At 60.4% G+C, this 25,791-nt stretch carries 25 protein-coding genes and 1 pseudogene; 12 read left to right on the plus strand and 14 right to left on the minus strand.

The window, feature by feature from the left end; all coding sequences use genetic code 11:
* Nucleotides 1–279 precede the first annotated feature (279 nt).
* Nucleotides 280–633 (minus strand): MarR family winged helix-turn-helix transcriptional regulator, encoded by a 354-nt coding sequence (locus tag I3J27_RS35065; RefSeq protein WP_270163384.1) that lies wholly within the window; start codon nucleotides 631–633, stop codon nucleotides 280–282.
* 943 nt (nucleotides 634–1,576) lie between these two features.
* Here I3J27_RS35065 and I3J27_RS35070 point away from each other — a divergent pair.
* The 5 genes from I3J27_RS35070 to groEL all read left to right on the plus strand — a co-directional run bounded on the left by I3J27_RS35070 (nucleotide 1,577) and on the right by groEL (nucleotide 7,644).
* Nucleotides 1,577–3,241 carry a ferritin family protein gene (locus I3J27_RS35070; protein WP_270163385.1) on the plus strand — a complete coding sequence of 555 codons (1,665 nt, stop codon included), beginning with the start codon at nucleotides 1,577–1,579 and terminating at the stop codon, nucleotides 3,239–3,241.
* A gap of 75 nt (nucleotides 3,242–3,316) precedes the next feature.
* A complete protein-coding gene (locus I3J27_RS35075; RefSeq protein WP_270163386.1) occupies nucleotides 3,317–4,375 on the plus strand; it encodes an NADH:ubiquinone reductase (Na(+)-transporting) subunit F in 1,059 nt (352 codons plus the stop codon).
* A gap of 33 nt (nucleotides 4,376–4,408) precedes the next feature.
* Nucleotides 4,409–5,518: an aromatic/alkene monooxygenase hydroxylase subunit beta gene (locus tag I3J27_RS35080; protein ID WP_270163387.1), complete on the plus strand. Its 1,110-nt coding sequence runs from the start codon at nucleotides 4,409–4,411 to the stop codon at nucleotides 5,516–5,518.
* Nucleotides 5,519–5,543: 25 nt separating this feature from the next.
* Nucleotides 5,544–5,900 (plus strand): MmoB/DmpM family protein, encoded by a 357-nt coding sequence (locus I3J27_RS35085; protein WP_270163388.1) that lies wholly within the window; start codon nucleotides 5,544–5,546, stop codon nucleotides 5,898–5,900.
* Nucleotides 5,901–6,006: 106 nt separating this feature from the next.
* Complete coding sequence (gene groEL, locus I3J27_RS35090) at nucleotides 6,007–7,644, plus strand: chaperonin GroEL (RefSeq protein ID WP_270163389.1); 1,638 nt, start codon at nucleotides 6,007–6,009, stop codon at nucleotides 7,642–7,644.
* Between the two features lie 568 nt (nucleotides 7,645–8,212).
* On the opposite strand, the gene I3J27_RS39300 is transcribed toward groEL, so the two are convergent.
* From I3J27_RS39300 to I3J27_RS35105, 3 genes are all read right to left on the minus strand, one after another.
* The gene (locus I3J27_RS39300) at nucleotides 8,213–8,443 is read right to left on the minus strand and encodes a DUF3223 domain-containing protein (protein ID WP_370691916.1); all 231 of its coding nucleotides are present in this window, start codon (nucleotides 8,441–8,443) and stop codon (nucleotides 8,213–8,215) included.
* Nucleotides 8,355–8,924 carry a hypothetical protein gene (locus tag I3J27_RS35100; protein WP_270163391.1) on the minus strand — a complete coding sequence of 190 codons (570 nt, stop codon included), beginning with the start codon at nucleotides 8,922–8,924 and terminating at the stop codon, nucleotides 8,355–8,357. Before I3J27_RS35100 ends, I3J27_RS39300 begins: the two co-directional genes overlap by 89 nt.
* Nucleotides 8,925–9,011: 87 nt before the next feature.
* Nucleotides 9,012–9,179 (minus strand): hypothetical protein, encoded by a 168-nt coding sequence (locus I3J27_RS35105; protein WP_270163392.1) that lies wholly within the window; start codon nucleotides 9,177–9,179, stop codon nucleotides 9,012–9,014.
* 1,043 nt (nucleotides 9,180–10,222) lie between these two features.
* Between I3J27_RS35105 and I3J27_RS35110 the strand changes: the two genes are divergently transcribed.
* Nucleotides 10,223–10,528 (plus strand): hypothetical protein, encoded by a 306-nt coding sequence (locus I3J27_RS35110; RefSeq protein ID WP_270163393.1) that lies wholly within the window; start codon nucleotides 10,223–10,225, stop codon nucleotides 10,526–10,528.
* Between the two features lie 747 nt (nucleotides 10,529–11,275).
* Here the strand turns inward: I3J27_RS35110 and I3J27_RS35115 are convergent.
* Both I3J27_RS35115 and I3J27_RS35120 read right to left on the minus strand, forming a co-directional pair.
* Complete coding sequence (locus tag I3J27_RS35115; protein ID WP_270163394.1) at nucleotides 11,276–12,010, minus strand: hypothetical protein; 735 nt, start codon at nucleotides 12,008–12,010, stop codon at nucleotides 11,276–11,278.
* A 1,501-nt stretch (nucleotides 12,011–13,511) separates the two neighbouring features.
* Nucleotides 13,512–13,766 (minus strand): annotated as a pseudogene (locus I3J27_RS35120) ((2Fe-2S)-binding protein); the annotation flags it as partial.
* A 1,104-nt stretch (nucleotides 13,767–14,870) separates the two neighbouring features.
* On the opposite strand from I3J27_RS35120, the gene I3J27_RS35125 reads away from it, so the two are divergent.
* The 3 genes from I3J27_RS35125 (at nucleotide 14,871) to I3J27_RS35135 (ending at nucleotide 16,343) form a co-directional block, all read left to right on the plus strand.
* Nucleotides 14,871–15,263, plus strand: coding sequence for an avidin/streptavidin family protein (locus I3J27_RS35125; RefSeq protein WP_270163395.1), 393 nt, complete (start codon nucleotides 14,871–14,873; stop codon nucleotides 15,261–15,263).
* Between the two features lie 340 nt (nucleotides 15,264–15,603).
* Nucleotides 15,604–16,011 (plus strand): hypothetical protein, encoded by a 408-nt coding sequence (locus I3J27_RS35130; protein WP_270163396.1) that lies wholly within the window; start codon nucleotides 15,604–15,606, stop codon nucleotides 16,009–16,011.
* Between the two features lie 125 nt (nucleotides 16,012–16,136).
* Nucleotides 16,137–16,343: a cold-shock protein gene (locus I3J27_RS35135; RefSeq protein WP_270163397.1), complete on the plus strand. Its 207-nt coding sequence runs from the start codon at nucleotides 16,137–16,139 to the stop codon at nucleotides 16,341–16,343.
* Nucleotides 16,344–16,631: 288 nt separating this feature from the next.
* On the opposite strand, the gene I3J27_RS35140 is transcribed toward I3J27_RS35135, so the two are convergent.
* The 4 genes from I3J27_RS35140 to I3J27_RS35155 form a co-directional block, all read right to left on the minus strand.
* The gene (locus I3J27_RS35140; RefSeq protein ID WP_270163398.1) at nucleotides 16,632–17,879 is read right to left on the minus strand and encodes a phospholipase effector Tle1 domain-containing protein; all 1,248 of its coding nucleotides are present in this window, start codon (nucleotides 17,877–17,879) and stop codon (nucleotides 16,632–16,634) included.
* A 14-nt stretch (nucleotides 17,880–17,893) separates the two neighbouring features.
* Nucleotides 17,894–18,142 carry a hypothetical protein gene (locus I3J27_RS35145; protein WP_270163399.1) on the minus strand — a complete coding sequence of 83 codons (249 nt, stop codon included), beginning with the start codon at nucleotides 18,140–18,142 and terminating at the stop codon, nucleotides 17,894–17,896.
* Between the two features lie 35 nt (nucleotides 18,143–18,177).
* The gene (locus I3J27_RS35150; RefSeq protein WP_270163400.1) at nucleotides 18,178–19,131 is read right to left on the minus strand and encodes a hypothetical protein; all 954 of its coding nucleotides are present in this window, start codon (nucleotides 19,129–19,131) and stop codon (nucleotides 18,178–18,180) included.
* 410 nt (nucleotides 19,132–19,541) lie between these two features.
* Entirely contained in the window at nucleotides 19,542–19,799 is a 258-nt protein-coding gene (locus tag I3J27_RS35155; protein WP_270163401.1) for a hypothetical protein, read from the minus strand.
* Between the two features lie 568 nt (nucleotides 19,800–20,367).
* On the opposite strand from I3J27_RS35155, the gene I3J27_RS35160 reads away from it, so the two are divergent.
* On the plus strand, nucleotides 20,368–21,129 hold the full coding sequence (locus I3J27_RS35160; protein ID WP_270163402.1) for an alpha/beta fold hydrolase: 762 nt from the start codon (nucleotides 20,368–20,370) through the stop codon (nucleotides 21,127–21,129).
* A complete protein-coding gene (locus I3J27_RS35165; protein WP_270163403.1) occupies nucleotides 21,126–21,833 on the plus strand; it encodes a helix-turn-helix transcriptional regulator in 708 nt (235 codons plus the stop codon). The genes I3J27_RS35160 and I3J27_RS35165 overlap by 4 nt, the downstream gene beginning before the upstream one ends.
* Here I3J27_RS35165 and I3J27_RS35170 read toward each other — a convergent pair.
* Genes I3J27_RS35170 through I3J27_RS35180 form a run of 3 tightly spaced genes read right to left on the minus strand, consistent with a single transcriptional unit; the run spans nucleotide 21,820 to nucleotide 23,521 of the window.
* A complete protein-coding gene (locus I3J27_RS35170; protein WP_270163404.1) occupies nucleotides 21,820–22,692 on the minus strand; it encodes an aminotransferase class III-fold pyridoxal phosphate-dependent enzyme in 873 nt (290 codons plus the stop codon). The genes I3J27_RS35165 and I3J27_RS35170 overlap by 14 nt on opposite strands.
* Nucleotides 22,689–22,910: a hypothetical protein gene (locus tag I3J27_RS35175; RefSeq protein ID WP_270163405.1), complete on the minus strand. Its 222-nt coding sequence runs from the start codon at nucleotides 22,908–22,910 to the stop codon at nucleotides 22,689–22,691. The genes I3J27_RS35170 and I3J27_RS35175 overlap by 4 nt, the downstream gene beginning before the upstream one ends.
* Nucleotides 22,907–23,521, minus strand: a complete 615-nt coding sequence (locus tag I3J27_RS35180; RefSeq protein ID WP_270163406.1) for an acyl-homoserine-lactone synthase — start codon at nucleotides 23,519–23,521, stop codon at nucleotides 22,907–22,909. The genes I3J27_RS35175 and I3J27_RS35180 overlap by 4 nt, the downstream gene beginning before the upstream one ends.
* A gap of 344 nt (nucleotides 23,522–23,865) precedes the next feature.
* On the opposite strand from I3J27_RS35180, the gene I3J27_RS39305 reads away from it, so the two are divergent.
* Nucleotides 23,866–23,961, plus strand: coding sequence for a hypothetical protein (locus I3J27_RS39305; protein ID WP_370691998.1), 96 nt, complete (start codon nucleotides 23,866–23,868; stop codon nucleotides 23,959–23,961).
* Nucleotides 23,962–24,123: 162 nt separating this feature from the next.
* On the opposite strand, the gene I3J27_RS35185 is transcribed toward I3J27_RS39305, so the two are convergent.
* Nucleotides 24,124–25,584 carry a peptidoglycan recognition protein family protein gene (locus I3J27_RS35185; protein ID WP_270163407.1) on the minus strand — a complete coding sequence of 487 codons (1,461 nt, stop codon included), beginning with the start codon at nucleotides 25,582–25,584 and terminating at the stop codon, nucleotides 24,124–24,126.
* Between the last annotated feature and the right edge of the window lie 207 nt (nucleotides 25,585–25,791).

Consider the following 25,791-nt stretch of genomic DNA (forward strand, 5'->3'; position numbering starts at 1 on the left):
CAAGGAAAGCAAATCGCAGTTCAAATGAGATGTTCGCGCCGCGAGGGCAAGGCGCAGACGCTCCTTGACAATTGCGGGCGCGACGAAATCCGTGCGGTGATGTCCTCTTCGCTCGTGCCGACGTCACCGAGTGACTGGAATGCGCGAAAGTGGTCGAGTGGATACAGGCCGACGCGCTCCGCGATCGAACCCTCCTCCGCAATGCTTCCCTCTCCAACGACGCTGGAGACGGGAATCGCTTCAGGAAGCGAGATCGCCATCCTGATGACTCAGTTCATCTCAAGATTTTAGTTCAGCGTGCAGGCGAGCTTTTTCTAACCTATGCCTAACTCCCCTAAGGCAGCCAGCCAATCTCGCGAATTCCTGAATACCAAGATAGTCAAAAACAAACTGATCGAGCTCTTCCTGCTGGGCCGCGATGCTCGCAAGACGTTTGCGAGCGTTCTCTGTTAGAGACAAATGTACGAAACGGGCATCCTTCGCGCCTGGAGTGCGCCGCAGGAATCGTTTGTTCTCAAGCTCCTTCGAATGTTTCGTGATGAAGGACGAGCCGATCTTCATCAATTTTGCAACGACATTGACCGGAACGCCTTCATCGCGTTCCAAGTCGGTCAGAGCCATCAAAATCATCATTTGCGGTCCAGTGATACCGAGCGCATTCGCCTGGAAGCAGCGAAGGTCGTCCAGACACACATTGATAGATCTGATCTCCCACGCGAATTGCCTGAGTACACCCTGACCTCCGTCCCTTTTTGCGAGCCGCTTTGTTCGCTCGGGCAACTTCGGCGCCATCGGATCCAGGAGCTCCCATCCTTAAATTGTTCCGCGTTGGCGGAATTCAAGGAACTATTTCGGTTAGTCGGTTCCGCCGGCCAATCGCAGGATGTCAACTCGATAAGCTGCAATCCCCAACTCGCTCAGATGCTGACTTTCCATGTAGGAGGTCCGCCGTTGAAACTGCTAAGCGTACGGCGCAACTTGACACAATCGTTGTGGTGAAATCCGCTGAAAGGTTCCGTCTAACGCCGAATTTGAGCGTCGTGCTGGGGTCTCAGGCACATTTATCGCAGCGAGACTCAACGCCACGAACCGCTTTGATATACCTTTGTATCGATCGGGGTCATGCGCCCCCGCGAGACCAGGTGAACGACGCGATATGGCAATGGGTATTGCCGTCGAGCCCGGAGGTTTCAGATCCGTCGATCAGCAACAAATGGCGAGATGGCTGCGCGTTACCGCAGCGGCTATTCCGGTCCCGGCGGCGTGGAGCGCTCTCTGGCGCAGAAGCATTGGCGAGCGGTGAACGCCTTCATCTGGAACCATCCACCCCCCACTACTCATTTCTGCGCCTGACCGTAGACCGCGCTCAGCTTCCGGACCGACGGGACAATAGTGTTGCGCGCCGTGTCGCATTGATGACGCGCCCCGCTCCGCCTATTCCAAGAAATCCAGCACTTCTCCCCTTGGCACGTATGTTGCTGAGCGGACTCAAGCGGTGGCCGTGCCTGATGATCGGGCCATGTCGTCACAGCCAAACCGCAAAAAGCCCCGCCGCGCCAGGGAAAGGAGATGAGCGATGACTGAGGCACTCACACTCAACAAGATCACAAGCCAGAAGGGCATCAGTATCGGGGAGGCGACGCGCCTCATCGCCGACCTGGGCTGGACGCCGTCCTATGTGCAGGACGCGATGGCGTTCCCGACCGACTACAAGATCAGCAAGTCGCCGCGCGACCCGATGAAGCAGGTGCTGCGTTCCTATTTCCCCATGCAGGAAGAGAAGGACAATCGCGTCTATGGCGCGCTCGACGCAGCCTTGCGCGGCGACATGTTCCGCAACGTCGAGCCGCGCTGGATTGAATGGATGAAGCTGTTCCTGGCGATCATCCCCTTCCCCGAGATCTCGGCCGCCCGAGCAATGGCGCCGCTCGGGCAGCTCGCCCCCGGCGATCATCTGCGCACCGGCTTCACGATGCAGATGGTGGACGAGTTCCGGCACTCGACCATCCAGATGAACCTCAAGAAGTGGTACATGGAGAATTATATCGATCCGGCCGGGTTCGACATCACTGAGAAGGCGTTCGGCAAATGCGCTGCGACGACGATCGGGCGGCAGTTTGGCGAGGCCTTCCTGACCGGTGATGCGATCACCGCATCGAATATCTATCTCCAAGTCGCCGCCGAGACGGCGTTCACCAACACGCTGTTTGTGGCGATGCCGTCGGAGGCCGCACGCAACGGCGACTACGCGTTGCCGACCGTGTTCCTCTCGGTCCAAAGCGACGAAAGCCGCCATATCGGCAACGGCCATTCGATGCTGATGTCGGTCCTGAAGGAGCCAGATAATCATCTGCTGTTGGAACGCGATATTCGTTATTCCTTCTGGCAGAACCACATGTTCGTTGACGCGATGATCGGTACGATCATCGAATATGGCACCAAGAATCGCGACAAGAATAAGGAGAGCTACGCGGAGCTGTGGCACCGCTGGATCTTCGAGGACTATTATCGCACTTATATGCTGCCGCTCGAACAATACGGCATCAAGATCCACCACGACGACGTCCATGAGGCGTTCGATTCGATCGTCAAGAAGGGCTATGTCCACAAGGTCGCGCAGGCCATCTCGGCCGGCTGGTGGGCGAATTTCTGGCGAATCGAGGCGCAGACCGAGCGCGACTTCGAATGGTTCGAGGCCAAGTATCCGGGCTGGTACGACGAGTTCGGCGCCTGGTGGGAGAATTACGAGAAACTCTCCAAACCCGGCAGCGAGATCATCACCTTCGCCGACACCGGCTACGTTTATCCGCATCGCTGCTGGTCGAGCCTGGTGCCATGCGTCGTCCGCGAGGACTTCTGCGTCGACGAGGTGGACGGCGAGCTGTTCACCTATGCCAGCGAGGTCGACCGTTGGACCCACAAGGAAGCGTTCGCCGCCGAATATCAGGGCCGTCCGACCCCGGCGATGGGCCGCTTCTCGGGCCGCCGCCAGTGGGAAGAGGTCTATGACGGCTGGGATGTCGCCGACGCCATCGTTGACATGGGCTTCGTGCGTCCTGACGGCAAGACGCTAATCGCTCAGCCGCACATGTCGTTCGAGGAGAAGGACATGTGGACGCTTGACCATGTCCGAGGCCACACCATCCGCAGCCCGCTGCTCGCGCTGCGCGAACTGAAGCCCGAGGCGCGGGCCAAACATGTCGAGGACTATCGCAAGGGTTTCAAGATCCGCCGGATCTGACCCCCACCGGCGGCCGGGGAGGTGGTGTCGCCGCCTCCCCCGGCATCCGCTGCGACTGCCTCACGGAGAATGATCATGGGACAGGAAATGCCTCAGCGCAGGCCGGCGGTGCACAAGGTGCGCCTCGAGCCGGTAGGGGTCGAGATGGAAGTGGAGGAAGGTGAGACCGTCCTCGACGCAGCCTTCCGCCAGGGCGTCGCTCTGCCGCACGGCTGCAAGGAAGGGCAGTGCTCCGCCTGCAAATGCATCCTCAACGAAGGGGATGTGGAGATGCTCAAATATTCGACCTTCGCGCTCTCCGACCCGGAGAAGGAAACCGGTCAGGTCCTGCTGTGCCGGACGCTCGTCTATAGCGACGTCGAGGTCGAGCTGCTCAACTATGACGAGGACCTGCTGTCGCGCTCGATCGCAGTCAAGGCGTTCAACGGAAAGCTGGCGAGCGTCGAGCCGCTGACGCACGACATCGTTCGCATCGCGATCGACCTAGACGAACCGATGAAGTTCTGGGCCGGACAGTTTGCGGACCTGACGCTCCATGGCGCGGAGATCACGCGCTCCTATTCGATGGGCAATCCACCGAGTGAGCCCGATCGCCTGGCGTTCATCATCAAGCGGTATCCCGGCGGTGCCTTCTCGACCGCGATCGGCGAGACGAAGATCGGTGATCCGATCACGGTGAAGGGGCCTTATGGCTCTTGCTTCCGTCGCGAGCAGCGCGACGGGCCGATGATCCTGGTCGGCAGCGGATCTGGCATGGCACCGTTGCTGTCGATCCTGCTCGACCAGGCGGCAAGCGGCGAGACGCGCCCGGTTCGCTTCTTCTACGGCGCCCGGACAACGCAGGATCTGTTCGCGCTCGACGTCTTCGCCGACCTTGAAGCGCGGATGCCCGACTTCAAGTTCATTCCCGCCTTGTCACATGTCGAAGCGGATTCGGAGTGGAACGGCGAAACCGGATTCATCCACGACGTGCTGCGCCGCCACCTGCTCGACATGGAGAATATCGAGGAGGCGGACGCCTATAGCTGCGGTCCACCGCCGATGATCGATGCCGCACTGCCGATCCTGCAAATGGCCGATATCGACCCGGCCAGGATGTATTTCGACAAGTTCACGCAAGCCACCCAAGCATGAGGCCGAATGCCCAAGAGAGAGAGGGAGAAGACGATGTCTGGACGAGCGATGGAGCAGGAGCAGAGGTCCGCAGCGGCGGGCGCCAAGACCTTTCCGGGATCGGATAGCCGAGCCTATAATTATTTCGAGCCGAAGGGGCGTCGGGCGACGCATTACGAGGACGTCACCGTTGACGTCCAGCCGGACCCCGAACGCTACCTCCTCCAGAATTGGATCATTTCCTTCGGGGACGGCACGCCGACATACTCGAAGGAGTGGACCGCGCTGAAGAGCAGCGACTGGCACCTCTATCGCGCGCCCGACCAGGAATGGGAACGGACGCACTATCAACGCCAGTCGACCATCTGCGGCATGATCAAGAACGTAATCGACAACGCGCGGCGCGCCGGCGCACCGAGGCGCTTCGACAAGGCGTGGGTGAAAATACTGCAAGATCATCTGGGTGCCTTCAAGCATGCCGAATATGGCCTGGGCACCGCGCTGATGCGCGCGCAGCGCTACGGCTATACCCAAATGGTCAACAACGCGATCCTGACCAACTCGTCCTACAAGCTGCGGCTGGCGCAGGATCTAACGCTCTATCTCGCCGAGATCGCGCTCGACATCGAAGGCTTCGACGTCGACGCCGGCAAGCGAAATTGGCTGGAGAACTCGATCTGGCAGAAGGCTCGCGAACTCGTGGAATCTGCACGCGGCGCCGAGGATTTCCTGGAGCAGTATTTCATCGTCAACGTGCTATTCGAGCCACTGGTAGGCGAGTTGTTCCGCTCCGGTTTCGTCATGCAGGTCGCGGCGGCACAGAGCGACTATTCGTCGCCCGTCGTCATCTCAGCGGCGGAAGCGGATTACGAGCGCAACCTTGCCAATACGGTTGAGCTGTTTGCGACCCTCGTGCGCGATCCCGCGCATGGTGAGGACAATCGGCGCCTGATGCAGGACTGGTTCGACAAATATTCGCCGATCGCGACCCAGGCGGCGCTCGATCTGCAACCCATCTGGTCACAGCCGCGGGTGAAATCCGCGCAGTTCGCCGAATCTTATGCGTCGGCGATCAACCGCCTACAGGCGATCGTGTCGGAGATCGGCGTCTTCTCGACGCAAATTCCGATGCCGGAGCTGCAGGTCGCCGAGCCCGTCGAATAATCGCGCCACGAAAGGAACCGACACCATGGCCGTTACCACCGAGCAGCAGCTCTTCACGCCGCTCAAGGACATCACCCAGGAACGCACCATTTCGCATCAATGCGGGGTGACGATGAACGACAGCGTCGAGGCACGCTGCATCGCAGAGATCATGGAACAGCGTCCAGGAGTCAAGGTCACCTACCTGCCGGCGATGATCCGTGTGGACGGCGAGGGTAAGATCGTCTTCGACATGGCCGAGATCAGCGAGGCGCTCGGCCGCGAGATGACACCGCACATCTTCGAGATTTCCACCGCCACCCATTACGGCCGGATGGTGATGATCGACGAGAACACCGTGATCCTCTTCGGGGACATGGACGAGGCGCTCCAATACGAATGACACGATCACGCGCCGGCGGCCGCTCCGCCGGCGCGTGGCGATCCCCCAAGCCAGACCGGAATGACAAGGCTCCGCCCAACGGATGGCGGCGCACAGGAGACGATAGATGGCCAAGATCATGCTTTACGATGCTGAAGCTAGGGCGGCGCTTGCACGCGGCGTGGACCAGCTTGCCCGCGCTGTCGTCGGTACGCTCGGCCCCAAGGGAACCAACGTCATCATGGATCGCCCGATCGGGACGCCGTTGGTGTCGCGCGATGGTGTCAGCATCGCGGCCGAGATCGAGTTACCCTGCCGGTTCGAGAATCTGGGCGCGCAGGTTGTTCGCGAGGTGTCCGCCCAGACCAATGAGATCGCCGGTGACGGCACCACGACCGCGACAGCGCTCGCCAATGCGCTGGTGCAGGATGGCGTGAAACTGGTCGAGCACGAGCACAAGGCGGTCGACGTTATCGCCGGCATGGACCACGCCCGCGATCTGGTCACCAAAGCACTGCGAGAGGGCTCTCGGCCGCTGCGTCAGGGCGAATTGCGCATGGTTGCAAGCGTCGCGGCCACCGAGACGTCACTGGGAGAGCTTATAGCGGAAGCGCTCGAGCGGGTCGGCATCGAAGGCGTCGTCCATGTCGAATATGCGTTGCCGGGCTCACCGACGCGGCTGGAGGTAGACGAAGGGCTCGTGCTCGATCGCGGATTCGTATCGCACCATATGGCGACCGACAGTTCAAGCCTGGCCGCCGAACTCGACAATCCGGCGATCCTGCTGACCGACCACAAAGTGCCATCGGCCGAGCCGATCTTGCATATCCTCGACCAGCTCAAGGAAAGCGGGCGTCAGCTGCTGCTGGTAGCGGACGAGATCGCGCCTGAGGTCATCGCGGCGGTGATGCAGGCTCGGCTTCAGGGACGTGGCACCGTCGTCGCGATCAATCCGCCGGAATTCGGCCATTGGCGCAAGGCGATGATGGAGGATCTCGCGATCATGACGGGTGGCCGGGTGATCGCGCGCGACCTGGGTGCCCGGATCGAGGAGGTGACGATCGCCGATCTGGGCAATGCGACGCGCGCGAGGGTATCCGCATCCGCGACCGTGATCCTGGGCGGCAATGGCGACAAGGCGGCCATCGACGGGCGGCGGCAACTGGTCCAGAAGCTGTGGGACGAGGCACCGCAGAATATCCAGCGCGACAAGCTGGCCGATCGCCTTGCAAAGCTCACCCGCGGGACGGCACTCCTGCTCGCAGGCGGCGCCACGCCGGTCGAGCAAAAACGCACGGCGCAACTCCTCGAAGATGGCCTTAACGCAGCCCGGGCTGCCCGTGACGAAGGTGTGGTGGCCGGTGGCGGTACTGCCCTCGCGCAGGTCGCAGCGCGGCTCGATCCATTAGTGGATCAGGAGGTTGATGGCGCACAAGCTGGTGCGATGCTGGTCCGCGACGCGATCAAGCGCCCATTGGCGATCATCGCCGGCAATGCCGGACAGGATGGCGCTCTGATCGTGACACGGGTCGTCGCCGAGCAACCCGGCACGGGCTTCGATGCCAGGAGCGGCAGATTTACCGACATGTTCGAAGCCGGCGTCATTGATCCAGTCAAGGTGACCTGCGCCGCTCTCGAGAATGCGGTGTCGGTGGCCAAGCTGATCCTGACGACCCATTCGCTCGTCGTCGATCTTCCTGAAGGCGTCGATCCTACCGCCGGCCCTGCGCGCGGCGGCGGTGCCGAAGTTTACGGCCGGAGCTGATCGGCGCGGACCGACGATCGCCATCGCGTTCGTTCCGCTCCGAGCGGTGCTTTCCGAGAGCGGCACGGAAAGCACCCCATTGTGTTGGCTGCTATGGGGCCGGACAGGATATGACGTCTGCCCGGACCCTTTGCCAGAATCTCTTGAAGCATGTGGAGGCCCTGTCGGAGCAAATAGCAGAACTGGAGAAAGGACTACGCATGCGCGCCAGACGGGACGAGGTCGCTTCACGTTTAATGACCATTCCGGGGGTCGGAGCAATCTGCGCCACAGCGATAGAGGCCTTGGTGCCCTCAGCGGAGACCTTTTAAGGGTCGCGATCTGGAGGACGGTGATCCATCTGCGCTTCGTTCCGTGCGATACGTTCGCCCGTAACGGCACAGGAAACCAAGCCGTCAGAACCGCTGTGGGTAGCGAAGAAATTATCGCGGGCCTTGTAAAGATCGAAGCGCACCGTACGTCGAAGCGCTTGGGCGACCGCCTGCTTACGGCTGGGCGGTCTCTGGGAGATGCAGTGTGGATAGGAGAAATCCGTGGCGCTGCCATCCGTGCGGATGATCCGGAAGCATTACGTCCCATGCTCGGTCATCATGACTTGGAAATGGCTTACGCCACAGCCCACCTTGGCGACATATTCAGTGTCGCGCTCGAGAAGGGCCGCAACGTCGAGGCCATCCGCGTCACTCACCCGCTCACCGCGCCGGTAGCGGTTAAGCATGGCCTTGAAGAAAGCCGTGGCGTCGCTTTGCTTTTCGAAGCTGCGCGTCGCCAGCTCGACGGGTTTTGAACGCCCTGCCATTCAGCCCCCCTACCGCAAACTCGAACTGCGCCTCGCAACTATCATCCGCGCATACCGGCTTTTTGAGAGTAAAGGGCCGCTGGAACTTCGTCCGGCTGCACTTCTTGCAGGCGAACTGGCTGCGGAAAGTCTTGAACTCTTCCCAGCGCGCCTTCTCGTCGCCTATCGAGCCGTCGCCATAAGGTCCGTCCTGGAAGCGGCTGCCAAAATTCTCGATCACGCCCTTCACCAAGCTGTCGAGGAAGCGATTGTTGACGCCGGGCACCAGCGCAGGCGCGAGCTTGGCATCCTTGAGCAGGCCGGCAAGCGTCGAGGCCAACTCGCTGCGTTCGAAAGAATAGGGCCTCTCCAGCGACCGGATCCGCACGCTGACCACGAAATCCCGACAGATGCCGGGAAGCCATTCCTCCTCGGCTTGGCGCATCTCGTTGGCCGCCGACTGGCCCGCAGCCCAACGCGCCTCGATCATCTCGTCGCTCACTTTGTCGTCAGCGAAAACGCGGCCCGTAGGCTGGATCGAGGCCAATGATCCGAGTGAAGTGCCACGCCTTCGCCTCGAGCTGGTCCTTCAAATAGTTGAAAAACCGCTCGTCGTGGTAATCAGGATTTGGCTGCCACCGAACATTGTCCCGATGAGCCCGGCGATAGTGCGCCGATGATCGGCATCGTAGGAGGTGACGATGTCATCCAGCGCGATGATGGGCGCGCCGACATTAAACTGCTGGATCGTCGCCATTCTCAACGCCAGCGCCACCGAATGGATCTGTGAGTCGCTCAAATAGTCGCCCAGCAAAAGAGCAGACGTGCGGCTTCCGATTTGACGCGCGTTCGTCGTCGTACTGAAATCGAGCTTTCAGTGATGTTGCGGGGTGGCGTCGTGGAAGAGTTTTACAGGGCTTCGCGCAGCGTGCGCGCGATCTGCCGGAGCGGGCGGACCCTTCACGAGGAAACGGCTGCTCGAGCCCGCCGGGCGGTACGATGCCAGGAGCAAACCGCCGGTATCCGGAGGCGCGCGCCCTAGCGCCCACCCGAACGGCGTTAGCAGCCTCGATCTTCTCCGCAATCCGCCGAGGCATGGTCAAGGGCAGCCGCGCCGAAATCAAATGCGACGCCTGCGACGGCTCGGGATCGTTGCCCGTCCGAGAGCCGGAGCCCGGCCGCAAGATCTATCCGGGTCGCTGCACGAAATGCGCCGGCAAGGGCCGGATCCCCAAGCCCGAGTGAGTACGAGTGGGGCGAGCGTCCGTTCGCATTCGAGTCGGAAACGCCGGTCAAGATCGCAGCGGGTAGCCAACTGAAACTCGTGCTGGGCGGAAAAAAGGCGCCTAGGCACAGGTCAGCGGCCAACCCCGCAAGCGCCCGACGCCTATGCCGCGCCACCCCCTGCGCTATACTCATCGCTAACTCCGCCCATGCCGCGCGAAGGGGCGCTGCCACAGCGGGAAGCGGACGCGGGATTTTCGGAGGCCGAGGTCGTCTATCGAAAGGACACGTACCGAGCCATACCAGCACCGGATTGCACCAGCGATCTCGCTTCAGAGCTCACTCACTCCTAGAGGCACGCTATCAGCGGGGATGACGGAGTTTCTCAAGCGCCGTCCCAGAAAGGGAAGTGCCCCGCTAACTCCGACTTTCCATCTACGCGAATGGGCGAGCTACCACCTTGCGGCAACTTTGCTGACTCACTTTCATATTTTTCCCGAGCCGGCCTTGTGTTATTTTAGGTTACTTTCTTAGATTGCTAGAATGTAGCGACACTTCAATGATTTGGGGGAAGTAATGGCCAGGATCGCTGTTTCCCGCGAAGCATTCCGCGGTCTGTTCGCCTTTTATGCTGCCAAAGCGCACCACGATCAGAGGCACGACGGCGAGCATTGCCTCACGAAGCTGTTCAGATCCAGCGACGACATACCTGACGGTCTACTTGAGCTGTGGTCTGAGCGCGTCAACACACTCGATCCCGAGACTGTTGGCAATGTCCTATGTCCGCGCGCTCGCGCGGTTGCCGATGGCCGCGTCGAATACGATCATGCCAGCGACTTCCTACATGCCTTACTGAGAGAATTGAACGGGACGCAGCACTGAGCGCGACGAACAAGCCGGGCCTCTGCGCCGGGCTGATCGCCAATATGGTTCGGTTCTCAGCAACCACCAATTAGAGAAGAGTGCTCGCGCTCGGTCGGTTCGGATTCCGACATTGGGACGCTTGCTTCCGAGCTGCGCATGAATGCGTTGCCTTCCGCACGCTCCTGGACACGGGCGCCATGGTGGGAAGATGCGCTTAAACGCGCAACAAGACCCTAGTAAGCAGCATTGGAAACTGCCCGCAGAGGCAGAGTACCGGGAGCATCTGGCGGCTGCGGCTTTAGCTCATTGAGCTTCGACGCGACTTGTCGGCATTAGACCGGCATGGCTAATGTTCGAACTACCCGGCGGTGAGACCGGCCGTTTATGTAGGACGGAGCGGTCGCCTCGATTGTTCGTTCGACGTTTCACCTCGAAATACAGCAATGAGGCGATCACCTTCCCAAAGCTCAAGGTCGTGCTCGCCAGACATTTGTTCGGCTCGACGTCTCGCCGCCTGCTCGTCAATGCAGTCGAGTTGCGGCGCAAATCACGTGCCGGCTGCTGTCCCCCACGAACACTTTGTAGTGCATGATGCAGTCCCATCCCAAAGGGGGACCATCATCGTGATCAAACGTCCGTCTAAAGGCGGCGTCAAACTCAATGAATGCCCGCGGAACCTTTGTACGTGTGGCAATTCGGCTATACCAGCGCGCTAGACCTCATCGACCGCGCGACGACGGATCAGGTAAACCTGGGGAGTACGCTTCAGTGGCGCAATCTCATCGGGTGCCGAAGCGAGCGGCTCGAGCTTAAGATGAAGATCATCCCTAGCATCATCAGTAATACGCCAAGCCAAGCTGCCGTCCGGCTCCGCGCCTCGTTACGAGCCTCTGCAGTGAGCACAAGCACGCCGATCGGGATAGTCGGAGGTTCGGACGAAGTCACCACATCGTTGGCCGGCGCGGCCGCGAGAGGTTGCTCAACATCGACTTGGCTCGGCACGGAGTGCGTGGGCCAGCGGTCGTGCCCAGCGATGGGGGCCGCCGACATCGGAGTGGTGCCCGTATCGAGATCGGAGGTAGCATCAGCTACCTTGACTTCGGGGTAAGGCGGCTGAGACGGCTCGGCCGGTGCAGAGCGCAGCAACTCCGCGCGCGCATCAACGACCCCGCTCTGCCTGGGCCGCGTGGTTCCGTTCTCGTCCAGACTGGCGGTGTTATCTTTCGCCGCGCGCGGACGAACGGTCTTCTTCACCTTCGCCATACCCTCGGTCAGGAACCAGCATTTGTGGTGCCCGTCCATTCGGTAGACCCAATGCTGACTATCGGGGGTCGAGTTGCCGGGGCGTCCCAAGCATTCCGCTTGTGGCGGAGAGGTCACCGTAGGCTGGGGTGCTGCAGTATTGAAGATATTCGCAAGAGGATTGGAAGACGCAGGGCCCGTCGAAAGAGTTTCAACAAGAACCAAACTGACGAAGCACATTCGCAAATAACCGGACATCGAAAACTCCCGGTGTTGCGCCCCGCCCGGCATGACCCTTCGTACCGACATAGGCGGCCATGCGGCTCAAATCTGGCGGGGCCATGGATTCATTGTGCTCCTGGCGTGAGCCACGGGTCCGAATGCAAATCCGGTCCAGCCGCTCACGGTTGCAAAACACAGCCCGACCGTCATGTGGTCGAGTCGCGGCGGCCGCCGGACATCACTCCTTGGGCTTTCTGCGCGATCAACTGCTGTCCTATTCGTGCTGAGGTGCATCGGTCGTTAAGGGTTGGTTTAGTTCCCGGCATGATCATTGGGGACCACAAGGGACCCGAGCATGCAATTGCACCATGCCAATACCTTGGAAGTAATCGAGACGGTCGCGGATCAGGGTAGTGGCGAGGTCGCGACGTGGCCCGTCACGCTCGGTCGATCGGATTTCTCGCCCTCCAATCGAGATGAGGTCCTGGCGCTATTGGCGCCAAGCGGTCATTCAAAATCCACTATTTGGCTCGTCGCGGTCGCATTGGCTGGAGGTTTTGGATTGGGATGGGCTGGTGCCTGGTATGCTCCTGCAACCATCCCGGCTCTCAATCCAAATGCTCGGATAGAACCGGCTTCGCGCCGCATGCCGGACACAAAGTCAGGCGGTAAGGCCGAAAGCGCCCGAAAGATAGCATCAGCAGCAAGCTCGCGAACACCGCCCGGTTTAGGTCAGCCCTCCACAGTCAGCGCGAGCCTTGCTCCGAAGCCTCTGGCCAAAGCGTCGGGTGGGGCGCAATCGGCGGAAGCTTCGAATCCAGCTTCTTCGGTTTTGGAGGCGGACATGTCTGTGACCGGCTCGCTCGAGCCTGCGGGGCCGCTCCTGTCGGTCCCGGAGACAAGACCAACAACTATTGGGGGGTGGGCAGTCCTTGACGTTCGCGGCGGAACGGCGGTGCTCGAAGGGCCCGATGGGATTCGAATGGCAGCACGGGGGGACGTGATCCCCGGCATCGGGCGAATCGATTCTATCGTGCGTTGGGGCAACCGCTGGATAGTTGCAACAGCTCGTGGATTGATCTCGACGCCGTAGGCGTAAACGCTTGCGACGATGAGGTGCCATCCATTCGTGTTTCTCATGCGCCGCAGTTCGCGGACCCACGTTTCTGCAACTCAATTTCTCCGTGCAATCTAGCCAAGCTTCGCGAGGCGAGCGGCTTCGGCGCGAAGCCCGCGCACCTTACCTCCACTTACTTCACCACCGAGCCAACGGGGCGAGTGCATGGATATATTTGTTAATCGCTGCAGCGGCGCTATCATTCTACGAGCAATGATGAAATTCGTCCGAAAAAGCCATCGAAACGCGGAATATAAGCGTCAGTCCGGCGCGAGTCGCGTTCACTAATATTGCAGTGCGTCTACTATGGGAAGACGAACGCATTTCACGAGCCGGACTGTTTCAGAGAGCGGAAGGCAAGGGAGCCGCTGGATGCGTCTAAGGTTGAGCGAGCAGAAAATGATCTGACTTCAGGACGACCTGAACGGGATGATTGCCGTCCGCATCCAAGCCTTCGATTGTGGTGACTGGTTTGGCAACGTCACCTACGGCCGTAATGCACGACCGAACCGCGTCACTGCCGATATGCACCGTGCAGGCACCGCACTGGGCAATTCCGCACCCGTATTTCGTACCCGTCAGACCAATCACATCGCGAAGGACCCACAGCAGTGGCGTCTCGGGCGGCACGTCGACAGTGCAGGATCTCTTATTTATCGTAAGCTCAATACGCATTTCCGACGTCCTCCAGCTCTTCAGCCTTGCCGTTTGCGAGCCAAGCGATAGACGATTGGGGCAGCAGCACGCCCGGGCAGACGCGCACAGCACTCCCGAGCTCCAAGACGGGCAGTCTCGCAGCTGTCGGCAGCAATCAATCGGGTTCAATAAGGAGCGGGACTGGACGCTTGGATATTTATCGGCCCCGCACGTAATTCCGTGCCTGTCGTTCGCCCTCCCCTTCTCGTCTTCAGTTCTTCCGAAGATCGAAATCGCAAGCTTCAGTGATAGCGAAGCCGCTGGTTGCAATCCCGTTCCGCGTTGATCGAAATCCATCAAACAGCTGGCGATCCAAGCGCGATAGAAGTTCGTCGCAGCGTCCGCATTGGGCCGCGAGGCGAACCGCGTGCGATCTCCGCGTACCCGATCACGCGGAGCGCAAACGCCACCTTGAGTGCCAGCAGATCCCCTCCAAAGAGAAATGCGCGATGGCACGGGCACGGCGATCGTCACCCGAAGGGCCGAGACGCCGGAGGCGGCTCGGGGCGCGAAGCGCCTAGAGCCCGTTTCCGCCGGAGCGCAGCGCAGGCGGATGCCCCCGGATGCCTGTCATGAGCCGCAGGAATCGCTTGCTGCTGATAGAGTGAGATGCATCACGGGAAGTAAACGCCGAACTGACTGTCCCGCGCGAGTTCATGGGCTTCGTGAACCGGGTAGGTAGGCGTGTATAGCGATTGCCTGTCCGGGTTTCACGGAAACAAGCGCTGTAGCCGCTCGATAATAGGCAGGACGCGCTTCGGCGATGGCTTCGCCCGCCGGGCGGCAACGGTGTCTTGAAGTTGGGCCATAGGCGCGAACTCCCCTGGATCCGCGCAGTCGGCCTCACATCAAAATAGCCGAGCATCGGCTCGGCGCTCGGCCGCCCGGGCGAGCCGATGCGGGGATTGCAGGCGGCGCGGGCTTGACGCTCTCAGACTTCGCCGCGATTCAGCGCGATTTCGCCCATAAGTGCTGCATTTCATTGCCGAACGCGAAATAAGAGCAGCGAACGGAGCCTGGAGATGTACCAAACTGCCTGATCTAGGTTGCGAACTTTGACCGGACTGTTTTGGGGGCATCAATATGAAGAGATTACTGGGGCTTTTGCTGTTCGCTCAGTTCTTCTTTCTTTCCGCCGAGGCCATGGCCCAGGGGCTTCCTGCTCCCTCATACTGGAAGAATGAACGGGGTTCAGAACTGTTTATTTGGTCCGCCAATAGCGGGACAATACAAGGGACTTTCACAAACCATGCTCAAGGATTTGCGTGCCAGGGCATCCCTTATCCTGCATCGGGAGCTGTTAGTCCAACCGGCTTGTATTTTGTTGTTACTTTTGCCCAGTGCAATTCCTTCACCCGATGGGTTGGAAAAACTAACGGGTCTCAAATGCCATCGTCATGGACGCTGTTCTACGTTGATAAGAACGGCAAGCCTGCCAAGTTGAAGGGCGCGGATATCTTCACGCGCGTATGGTAATTTTGGGTCTTCTTGCAACGTCACGACCTTGGAAGCTCGCTCTCGCGAATTTTGGCCTGCGTCTCTTTGAGACGTGCAGCCTCCGTTCTGCAAAACACTGGCCGTCCAGGAACAGTCACCTTGGATGTTTGAGAGCCCGCATGTCCTGCCGCAACGGCCCGGGAATAGCGTTGAAAGGCATCTCCCCAGATTCGAAAGGACAGTCTTAACTTGCGTCCAAACTGCCGGACGATCCGTGGATTAGAATGACTTTTCGGGTTTTGTTTTGAAGCCAGGCGCAGGTCGGCAGGTGCCATGACTATATATGCGGCGTTCGTGTTGCGGCGTTTGGTTGACGAATGTGAGTTTTCAGCTCTCGGTCCTTAAGATTCTCGCCGGCCAACCGGAGGGCCGAGCCAGTCTTGCTGTCCTGAAGGATTACCTAGCGGTGTTCTACACCAGTGGTCCGGAATGGACGGCTCGTATGAAGCGATTGGCAGAGCGGGTGCCAGACCTCGATATTTTCAGACAGAAGCTGGTTGCGCGGGAATCCGGCCATTGGATCATTATGGAAGAGGGCCGGGCCTTTCTTGATTCGCTGGAACAGGCGGCCATACTGGCCACTCAGGAGCGAGCGCGCGAAGAAGAGAGTGAGAAGCTTGTTGCAAGTAAGCTTCCAGTGCTTTCCCCGGCGCCGCAACGTCGCAATGGTCGTCGCAGGCATTGCCGCCGCAGGCAGCCGATGGAGCGCGAAGGTCGGTCGGCCTAACCCTTCTGCCAAGCGATTGGCACTTTATTTGTGCGGCGGCAGATGGCGCGCGGGCAATCGAGTATGGTCTTGATCCTTCTGGAAAGAATAGGTAGATCGCGGTCGTTTGATTTGGAGATATTGTAGTGGCGACTGGTATTGTAAAGTGGTTCAACGCGACGAAGGGCTACGGTTTTATCAAGCCCGATGATGGCGGATCGGACGTATTCGTGCACGTCAGGGCGGTCGAGAAGGCCGGCTACACCGGGCTCGCTGAAGGGGCCCGGATCAGCTTCGAACTCAAGACAGGCAGCTCGGGCAAGATGTCCGCAGAAAACCTGCGTATTGGGTGAACTCGGCGCTTCATGCACACCTGCTACATCCGCTGACTTCTTAAGTTGCTCAATCAGCCGATTGACCGGGACGAGTCCGGCCGGGGGCGGTCGCGTTGCTGCAAGCCCCCGGAACGCAGTCGGTCGGGATGCGCGCGTCCTGGCGAGCCTTGCCTGCCGCTCCGTGACAGCGACCTCCTTCAGAAACTCCGCAATGCCTTTGTGGCTCTTCGGAGTGAAGAAGGCCTCCAAGCCGACCATCGTACGTAACCGATTGCCATCGGAATGGGGGGCAGCGGTGCGGTCCAATCAAGTCGAAATAGCACCACTCTCCGGAGAACCTGGCGCATCCCCGGGCCTGGATGCGGCCGTGTCGTCGCCTCTGCTGCCTGTGGCTTCGTAATACGTTTTCGCTTTGAGATGGTTCTGCAACGCGACAGGTCTGTAGGGTGCGAAGCTCGTGAAGTTGCGCACCGACTTCATCGCCAGCCGCTCGTAGACGGTGGAATGAAGTTGCGCCGTGTCGGGCACCTCTCGAACCGCCTTTGCCCACTTGAACGCCGTGCCGCCCATACCCACCATGCACTCGTCATGCATCATACCGTCGGCTGACGGATATAGTCTTAGCAGGTCCATGTCGACCATGACGCGGCCTGCATCCGGAATCTTCTCTGTGATGAATTCCACCATCCAGGCCAGCGTGATATCCGAGAGACGGGATTCGTTCTCGGGATAGCTTCCGCCGACGTCCGAATGATTGCCGGCGAACCAGATCTGGTCGAATTGCTCCGGTTCGCCCTTCCTATCCGGCCATTTGACCGTCCCGCTCCCTCCCCAGGGTACCCGCTTGAAATCCTTTCGGCCTTCATCGATTGATTGCAGATGACGCGCATATTGGATGTCTGACGGGAAATGGCGATCGTAAGCCCAGTCAGGGAAGAAACGTTGCCAGCCGATTGCAGCGACGGCATCCCAAATCCCGATGAAGTAGGCGGAAGCCCCTGCGGCTCGCCCGACCTGCGAATGGTACCCATCGCAAAACTGCTCCGCTCTTTTTTCCGCCTGTGCGGCGTCCCTGGGCATGCCAAGCCAATAGATGCAAGAGACGGCCTCTTTGGCGACCTTTCTCAACGACGTCGGATCGAGGCTGATCGGCTCGCCATTGCGCTCCTTTGTCGGAATGCCGCACAGCTCGAGCACGTGCGCAAGACACCTGGCCGTGTAGGCACCACGGCTGAAACCGAACAGGTAGATGCGGTCTTCCGGTTCCCAGACGCCGATGATCGCAACGTAGCAATCGATTATTTTCTTCGTGATGCCGAACCCAAACATCTGTTGGACCGCCTCTTTTATCCGGTCCCAACCATTGTCGTGTCTGGGCATTGGCGTGCCAATGCCGGGGACGTAGAGAGCCAGCTGCTTCTTCGGGTCAATAATTGATTCTGGCCCAGTCCGCGTTGCCCGATAGAGCTTGTAGACATTCGTCCGGCTCTCGTCCGGCAGGAGACCGCCCTCGTTACCTGTGCCGTCTGCGAACACCAGGATATTTTTAGCCATGTCCGTCTCCCTTATTACATCACGACAGGCTCGAGCGATGCGTCGGCAACGACAATGCCGGTCGCGTCCGTGAAGATTGCCGCGACGTCCCTGGCCTTCTGACGGTACGCGTCGTAGGTACTTTGTCCGATGAGAGGGATCGCTTCCGCCAGGCTCGCCACCTGGCCCTGCTTGGCCGCCGCGGCGGCCGCCTTCAGTTTTTGTTCATCGGAACGCAGCCCCGCGATTGCGGCATTAAGATCGGAGATGTTGGTTGGTGTCACCAGCTTGCCGCCGATGTAGACGACTTGGCTAAGTCCTACGATTCCCAGGATCGTGTCTGGACAACGAATGTGGAAAGCTGATTCACGCCTGCCGCGATCAAGCCTCCGATCACGACCAGCCCGAAAATGAAGCTCTGGTAGCGATATACGTCGAAGACGCCGTCCGTGGAGAAAAAGTCACGCCAGCTCGCGTTTGACGGTTCGACGATCGTCTTGGCCATCGGAAGCCAGTTACGTCGAAGCAGCCATGCCCGGTTGTCCGCCGACAGCGTGTTGCGTTGGCTATCCGTTCCCTTGGCGATCGTGGCGCCGATGCCGCTGATACCCAGGAGCGTCAGGATCGATCCGGAGAGATCGACCAACGTTCCCGTCTGAAGCAGCAGCAGCGAGATCAGAGCGGCAACAGCCAGGGAGAAGGCCAGTGTTTGGAACGTCGACAAGCTTCCCTTTCCGTCCGACCCCGCCGAGACCTGGGCGGGGTTCAACGCGCGCAGGAAGGATCCAAAGGTGTGATCCTTCTTGCGGAGCGCGAACGCTATCCAGAGGTAGAGAACCAGTACGCCGACAAGGGCGGCACCAATGCTGAACCAATAGGGACTAAGGCGGACACTTACGGACGAGACGCGCCAAGGAGACTGACCGACCGGGCTGTTGCAGGTGTAAAGATAGAGATCGACCCTGCTCCAGAACCAAGCCAGATCGTCACCCATGTTCAACGTGACGATGGTCTGGTCGGGATCCAGCAAATGCTTCTTCACCAGTGAATCCGAGTCCGTCGCACGGTGCGTGACCACATCCTGCCGTTTGAAAAGATAGGTTTCGTCCCCGTAGTCGATGCCAGCGAAATAACGGACGCCATCGACGAACGGTGCACGCACGCCGACGTCGACGCGCTGGTTCGTTGGCAACAAATTCGTGGCCAACACGATAGGCGCGCCCACCGGATTTCGACCCGATCGCAGCTCTATGATGAACTCACCCGGTTTCACACATTGCTTCTGAGGATCGCTCGGCCTGGTCTGAACGCTCGCAGGAGAGCTAGCGTCCGTCGAAGGCGCCGTGAACTTTTGAGTCGAAGGGTCCGGTCGCGGCTCAGGGGATGTCGATTGCGGTACGGCCGGGTTCTGGCCGTCAACTTGCGCCGGCCGAATTTGCTGCTGCGCTCTCGGCCCCGAAGATGGAAGCAATGTTATGAGGGCTATGGCACCAAGAGCAATGATGCAGGATCGAGCCATATGTTTTCACCGCCGTGTAAGCAAGCCGGCGGTCATTTACCAACGGTTGTTTCAACCTCGCAAGCCAACCTGTACCGTTTGCCTGCTTTCTCCCCCAGTAAAGCGAAGGATCGAACGGGCAACCCAACGCCCTTAGGTTCGAACTCGGTGCAATCGTAGATTAATCAAATCGCACATCCGCCGGCGCGCGTCGCAGCAGCCGATGTGGCGCAAACCCAGCTCATGCCAGCCGAAACGGTTAGGGGCGGCATGGAATTCAAGGCTGCAACGACCTCGTCATTGCTGCCAATAAGCGTGCCGACCGCACGAGAGAGTGCCGGCTCGGCATCTGGCATTACCCCATGGTCCGGATCAATGTTTTGCATCGCAATTTTGATACGAATGCCAGCGGAGACCGGCACGAAGACGCCGAAAAACTGCATCCTGCGCGTGCTATTGATTCAAACGAGAGCAGGCGGAGCGCGGAGCATCGACGTCATTGACAGTGGCTTGCGTCGCACGACCGCCAAGGCGGCAGCGATGTTGAATCATTGTTCTACCATCTGCTTGCATTCGAGTTGATCGTCTCTCGCTGGACAGGCCCAAACCGCTGAGATCGTCGGCATGACGTCAGGTTCAGGCGACTTTCGATGATGAAAGGATACCGAAGACTGCTACGCGGGCTTGATAGTCCTTGCTGCGATTCAACGTCCGCGAAGGCGACCAGATAGAGCCACGCTCCAGACCTTCGTGGCAGCACGCGACCCGGTTTGCGCGGTCACCCACCTATTCTATACGCATTCAGTGCGAAAGCCGAGCGGCGCCACCCCGATCAACTGGGGACTTCCCCAGCGGACGAACGTCGATTGCTGCCGAAAATGCTTCCTCAGGTTCAATCGATTCGAGCATGCGATGGCAAGTTGCGATGCGCCAACCTCTTGGCCCGAGCGTACGCTGCGAACGGCCTCCGGCGACCTAGCCTTCATCCGAACCGGTGGGCATCGGGATGCCGTGCTTCTCATTCACGGCAACTCGTCCTGCAAGGAGATTTTCGGACATCAGATCGGATTCCTTGCCGCGCTGGGCTACGACGTCGTCGCAGTCGACCTCCCGGGACACGGCAACTCCGCCGACGCATCCGCTCCGGAACGGACGTACAGCTTCCCCGGGTATGCCGATGCATTGAACGATCTCATGCAGGTTCTCGGCATCGGCGCCTTCCATGTCGTGGGCTGGTCGCTCGGCGGGCATATCGGCATCGAGATGTGGGCGACAAGGCGGGCGGTCCGGTCTCTCCTCATCACCGGCACGCCCCCGGTGCATCTCAGCCCGGCCGGAGCCGCGGAAGGTTTTCTGCTCACGCCGACGATGGAGCTCGCCGGAAAGGCGGACTTCACCGAGGACGACGTCCTCGCATACGGCACCGCGATGCTGGGATCGGAGATGGACCCGTCGTCCCGGTTGGCGCGCTGCATCCGACGCACACACGGCGATGCCCGGCGGCTGATGCTGGCGAACGGGCTCGCCGGCATCGGGCAGGACGAAGTCGCCGCAGTGTGGAATTGCCCGAAGCCGCTTGCGATCGTACAGGGGAAAAACGATCCGTTCGTCAACATTCCCTATCTGCATCGCTTGACCTACCGGAACTTATGGTTGCAAAATCCTCTAATTGTGGACGGGGGGCATGCTCCGCATTGGGTGCATGCCTCCGAGTTCAATAGATATTTGGGGGAATTCGTCGGATTGAACTCTGGCAGCGGGGGGGCTGCATGATTGCGCGTATCGAGGATTTCATTGCATCGTCGGGCTCGGCGGTTTCGGCCCATTCCCTTCGCGATCTCTTTCTCAAGGCTGTCGAAGACGAAGGTTACCAGAACGCCGTGTTCGCCAAGACGCGGGACCGTCGCGTCGTCGAGGTTCCGTGGCTGAAGTTTCCGACCGGATACGCCGACAGCTACATCGAGAACGGGTGGGACCAGATCGACCCCGTCGTGCACTTCGTCAATTCGGCGCGCCGTCCGTTCGCTTGGGCCGAAGCCTGCGAGAAGACCAAGCTTTCTCCGAGGCAAAGCCGATTCCTGGCGGAATGCCACGATCTGGGCGTGCATTCCGGAATAACAATCCCGCTCCACGGTCCCGGGACGGACGTGGATCTGATCAGCCTCAGCCTGCGGGAGGAAAAGCACGCGCGCCCCGACCGGCTTGCCATCATGTACGGCCTGACGTTCCAGTACAGGCTACGGCTGAGCGAGATCAACGACGAGCGACGCCTTCCCGGTCAGGACCTCACCGCCAAGGAAACCGAATGCCTTCGGTGGTGCAAGGAGGGAAAGACCAATTGGGAGATCGGCGAGATCCTCTCCATCTCGGAGAAGACCGTCGAATTCCACCTGTCGAACACGATCCGGAAGCTCGGCGTCAGCAACAGGATCACGGCAGTGGTCAAGGGGATCCAGAGCGGCATCATTTCGCTGTAGCCGACAGGGCCGTCAGGCAGCTTCGTCGGCGGCGACTGGCGCACACGCCAACCCGATCGCGCGCCCCAATCGTTCGAGCCCTTCGGCGAACAGATCCATGTCGATGTTCAACGGCGCGAGAATCTTGATGACCCGGTCGTCCGGGCCGCAGGTTTCGAGAAGCAGACGGCTTTCCCGTGCGCAAAGTGCGACCGTCTGGGCGGAATCCGGATCCCGAAATTCCAATCCCGCCATCATGCCGATGCCGCGCGGTCCGACGATCGCGTGCGGATATCTCAAGGCCGCGTCGCGCAGCCATTTCAAGCTGGACCGCCCGTGCCGATATGCCGGCGACGAAGTCGGGCTCGCAATACTCGTCCACTGCTTGGGCGGCAGCGACGAACGCCAGACTGTTGCCGCGGAACGTTCCGTTGTGCTCACCGGGACGCCAAGTGTCGAATTGGGGCGCCACCAGCAGGAGCGACATCGGCAGGCCCGCGCCGCTAATGGATTTAGACAAGCAGATGAGATCGGGGACGATGCCGCTCCGCTCGAAACCGAAGAACCTCCCGGTGCCACAGCATCCGGCCTGGATCTCGTCGACGATCAGAAGCGCCCCCAGCCCGCTCGCAACCTGGCTGAGCTTTTGCAGCCGCGGTTCGGAAGCGACGTTGAGGCCGCCTTCTCCCTGGACCGTCTCGACGATGATCGCGGCGACGGGATCGATCCCGCCGGATGGGTCGGATGCCATGTCGGCGAAGCGTTCCAGTTCTCCGATGCCCGCGCCACGATAGCCTTCGAACGGCAGCCTGACGACACCTCCCAGATCGGCCTCCAGTCCGCGCCGGGCCTTGTCCGCGAAAGTGGCACGAGTGTTCATCTGGATGCCTTCTTCTGTCCGGCCACGGCCGCGTACGCGACATCGGACGATCGGCGATCCGGACGGTCCTTCAGCTTCCCGCGGATCGACATCAGATCGTTAGAGATCGTCTCCAGCCCCGAGTCTCTCGCGACGTCGCTAAGGTAGAGAATGGCGTCCGCCATCCGTTCCGCGACGACCTCGATCGTTTCTCCGGTTGCCGGATCGTCGACCATCACGCGGCCCTCTCCAATACGGATCCGGTCCGCATCGTCGCGTCACCGATTCCATACTTCGCACAATGGTGTTCGGGACGAAGACACGTGTGCGGAACGAAGAAGGCGCGCTCGGTCTCGCCCTCGACGGTAGCCGGCTCGCCGAGCCATTCGACGCCGTTCCGGACGTAGTGCGTGAGGAGATGGGCTCGCGTGACGCCGACGACGCCTTCGCCGCCCGAGTTCTCGACATGATCGGCAACCGCGCAAAGCAGTTCCGGCAGGATAAAGCGACGCGCCATTGCGGGCACTGCTCTGTCAACACATACCCGCGTCATCTCGCAGATGCCGGCCGACGCCGGCAACGCGCCTCGGACTAACTCGGGCCAATAGGCCTTGAGCATGTACGGCCGATCCGTCCGCAGGAGCCGTATCAACCCTCGCACTACGCGGTCGTGATCGCGCCAGACGAAGTAGAGCGCGGCAGGCGTATCGAACTCGTCGAATTCGAGATCGTCGTGATGCAGGTGCGGCAGTCCGCAACGCTCAACGAAAACCCGGTATCGCAGCCTCGCCTGCGAGGCCATCGCATCTTGGAACAAATGGGCGGTCGAAAGAGAGAAAGCTTCAATCATGCGGGCCTCCGCGCTTCCCGTCTCACCAAAGCAGTTCGTCTTGATTCGACGTACTGGGAACGTCCCTAGGAGTTTGTCCGGATTCCGCATGTCTGACCGGCAGGTTCGATTGGCTGCCGGTAGCCCGCCTCAAACTGAAAGCGGCGATCCCCCTTCGCGCCCGGTCCAAGGTTGGATATGATCGCGCTATGGCACGATCGGAGTTCGAGAAGCGCTTTCCGAAAAGCGACCAGGTAGCGGCGACGCTGCTGGGAACGAAGGTTCGCCGACTTCGGAATGCGAAAGGCTGGAGTCGGAAGGAACTGGCGGCCTAAGCCGGCATCGAGCAGCAGTCCGTCTCACTCATCGAGACCACGCGAGCCAATCCCACTCTTTCGGTCGTCGACAGCCTGGCTGACGCCTTCGACGTTTCGGTAGCGGAGCTTTTCAAGATCGACTGATTGCGAATCGCCGGCGCCCGTTCACGGATCATTCTCGAGCAGCCTCCGGAACAATAAGCGTACTCGGCAACGGACACGCGACACGTGTGGCCGTGTCGCGCATACGCGATCGCCATCGACGTAAACGCCGTGGGGCATCGGCACGATCGGACCCCGCGTACACTAGGCTTGGGCCGCGGGGCCGCCATGGTGATGGTCGCCTTTGGGAAGCGCGATCATTGGCGCATCGACGGGACCGAGATTCCTGAAGTGGTTCTGAACGCTCGCGAGAAAGTCTGTCCAGCCGTTCTTCTTCGCACGCAGCACCCTCGGACAGTTCTTACCGGACCAGTCGTGATGCTGATACACGTTGCTCGGAACGTGCATCCCGAGCCGATAGGCAAGCCAGGCCGTCAGGAGCGCCGCCCTGTCGTAGCATGCATCCACGTCCGCCATGTCGGAGTGCATGCAGATCTCAATGCCGATGCTGGTCTCGTTCCCCTGCCTGGTGGCGGTGTGCCACGCCATCTCGTTCGTGGGGATGCTCTGATATACGTATTTGTCGTCGACGGTGAAGTGCCAGGAGACCTGCCGCTTCTGGGCGTCCGGCCCCTTCATGTACCGCGCGTGGGCCGCGGCATTGGCTCCGCGGCTCGAGTTGTCGGTGTTGTGGATCGTGATCGACGTTGCTGACATCCGGGTACCCGGCCGGTTACTGTTGCCCTCGGGAACGTAGTCCTGCACGATGTTCAGCTGAAGTTGCGCGGCATCCAGGTTCATGGGTTTTCCTTCTGCGAAAGCGGGTATGGATCTGGTCGAAGCGGGCTTGGCCGCGAGGGCGGCCTGCGGAGCGGCCAGAGGCGTGTGCGCGAAAAGCTTCCATATCTCGTCAGGCGCGTTGTCCGCGCACCAGAAGCTGCATGAACCGAAGCCGCCGTCGCTCACGAGATCGAGGAATTTCGACGTCGCGGCCAGGCAGGTCGCAACATCCGGCATCGCGACGTCCTCGGTCATCGTGATGTTGCCCGTCGGCTTGTAGCGCGACGCGAAGTCGGCCGCCGGGATCAGCGCCTTGTAGCCGTCGATCGACTTGCGCAACCGGATCTGAGGTTTCGCCGAGGTGTAGTAGACCTGAGGACAGACGTCTTCGATGTAGTCGAGGAACGGCCCGAAAGGCATGTTCGAATGCAAGGGCGGCTGATCATGGCTCGAGAAGGCGACACCGCGACCGCTGGCGTCCAACCCCTTCGTGAGAGCCTTCAGATAGGTGACCGCTTCTCTATTGGTCCCCCTGAAGCGCGGGCTTTCCGGCGTACGCTCCGCGTCGACCGCCATGCCGGCCAAGTCCGCGTCGTCCGCCCATTTCAACACCTTCGACGCCTCGTCGGACGCGGCGGGCTGGTCAGCACAAAATGGAACGTGCCATCCCCATAGCTCCACGCCGACCTTTCGTAGCTCGGTTCGCAGCGACACGAGTTTCGGGTTGGTCAGATTGGCGTCCCGGTCCGGGCCGCGACCGGCGCGTATCCAGACGCCCTTCATTCCTGCCTTGCCGAGTCGATCGGCGAAGGCAGCGCCATCCATCTTCTTCAGTACCTTCGCGAGATCGGTGACGAAGACGTTCCGGCCGGCCGTTCGTTTCATTGCTCGATCCCTCCGCTTGGCGGACACCAGATTGCGATATCCGCGAGCGAAGGCGCACTAGGGACTTGCCTAGGGGCGCACGATATTCCGGCCTTCGCATCGCGCGGTGGCGGAGAGCCGTCGGACCGGGCCTGGTCAAGACCACCATTCCCGGCGACATGCTCGACGAAATGCGTGAAACCTACGCCGACGACCAGCTTCACAGGA

The organism is Bradyrhizobium xenonodulans, assembly GCF_027594865.1.
Classification (GTDB): Bacteria; Pseudomonadota; Alphaproteobacteria; order Rhizobiales; family Xanthobacteraceae; genus Bradyrhizobium; species Bradyrhizobium xenonodulans.

Bases quoted from the DNA above. Each gene is read 5' to 3' on its own strand.
- I3J27_RS35065 (WP_270163384.1), bottom strand. From the start codon at position 633: ATGATGATTTTGATGGCTCTGACCGACTTGGAACGCGATGAAGGCGTT.
- I3J27_RS35070 (WP_270163385.1), top strand. From the start codon at position 1,577: ATGACTGAGGCACTCACACTCAACAAGATCACAAGCCAGAAGGGCATC.
- I3J27_RS35075 (WP_270163386.1), top strand. From the start codon at position 3,317: ATGGGACAGGAAATGCCTCAGCGCAGGCCGGCGGTGCACAAGGTGCGC.
- I3J27_RS35080 (WP_270163387.1), top strand. From the start codon at position 4,409: ATGTCTGGACGAGCGATGGAGCAGGAGCAGAGGTCCGCAGCGGCGGGC.
- I3J27_RS35085 (WP_270163388.1), top strand. From the start codon at position 5,544: ATGGCCGTTACCACCGAGCAGCAGCTCTTCACGCCGCTCAAGGACATC.
- groEL (WP_270163389.1), top strand. From the start codon at position 6,007: ATGGCCAAGATCATGCTTTACGATGCTGAAGCTAGGGCGGCGCTTGCA.
- I3J27_RS39300 (WP_370691916.1), bottom strand. From the start codon at position 8,443: ATGGCAGGGCGTTCAAAACCCGTCGAGCTGGCGACGCGCAGCTTCGAA.
- I3J27_RS35105 (WP_270163392.1), bottom strand. From the start codon at position 9,179: ATGGCGACGATCCAGCAGTTTAATGTCGGCGCGCCCATCATCGCGCTG.
- I3J27_RS35110 (WP_270163393.1), top strand. From the start codon at position 10,223: ATGGCCAGGATCGCTGTTTCCCGCGAAGCATTCCGCGGTCTGTTCGCC.
- I3J27_RS35115 (WP_270163394.1), bottom strand. From the start codon at position 12,010: ATGTCCGGTTATTTGCGAATGTGCTTCGTCAGTTTGGTTCTTGTTGAA.
- I3J27_RS35125 (WP_270163395.1), top strand. From the start codon at position 14,871: ATGAAGAGATTACTGGGGCTTTTGCTGTTCGCTCAGTTCTTCTTTCTT.
- I3J27_RS35140 (WP_270163398.1), bottom strand. From the start codon at position 17,879: ATGGCTAAAAATATCCTGGTGTTCGCAGACGGCACAGGTAACGAGGGC.
- I3J27_RS35155 (WP_270163401.1), bottom strand. From the start codon at position 19,799: ATGCAGTTTTTCGGCGTCTTCGTGCCGGTCTCCGCTGGCATTCGTATC.
- I3J27_RS35165 (WP_270163403.1), top strand. From the start codon at position 21,126: ATGATTGCGCGTATCGAGGATTTCATTGCATCGTCGGGCTCGGCGGTT.
- I3J27_RS35170 (WP_270163404.1), bottom strand. From the start codon at position 22,692: ATGAACACTCGTGCCACTTTCGCGGACAAGGCCCGGCGCGGACTGGAG.
- I3J27_RS35180 (WP_270163406.1), bottom strand. From the start codon at position 23,521: ATGATTGAAGCTTTCTCTCTTTCGACCGCCCATTTGTTCCAAGATGCG.
- I3J27_RS35185 (WP_270163407.1), bottom strand. From the start codon at position 25,584: ATGAAACGAACGGCCGGCCGGAACGTCTTCGTCACCGATCTCGCGAAG.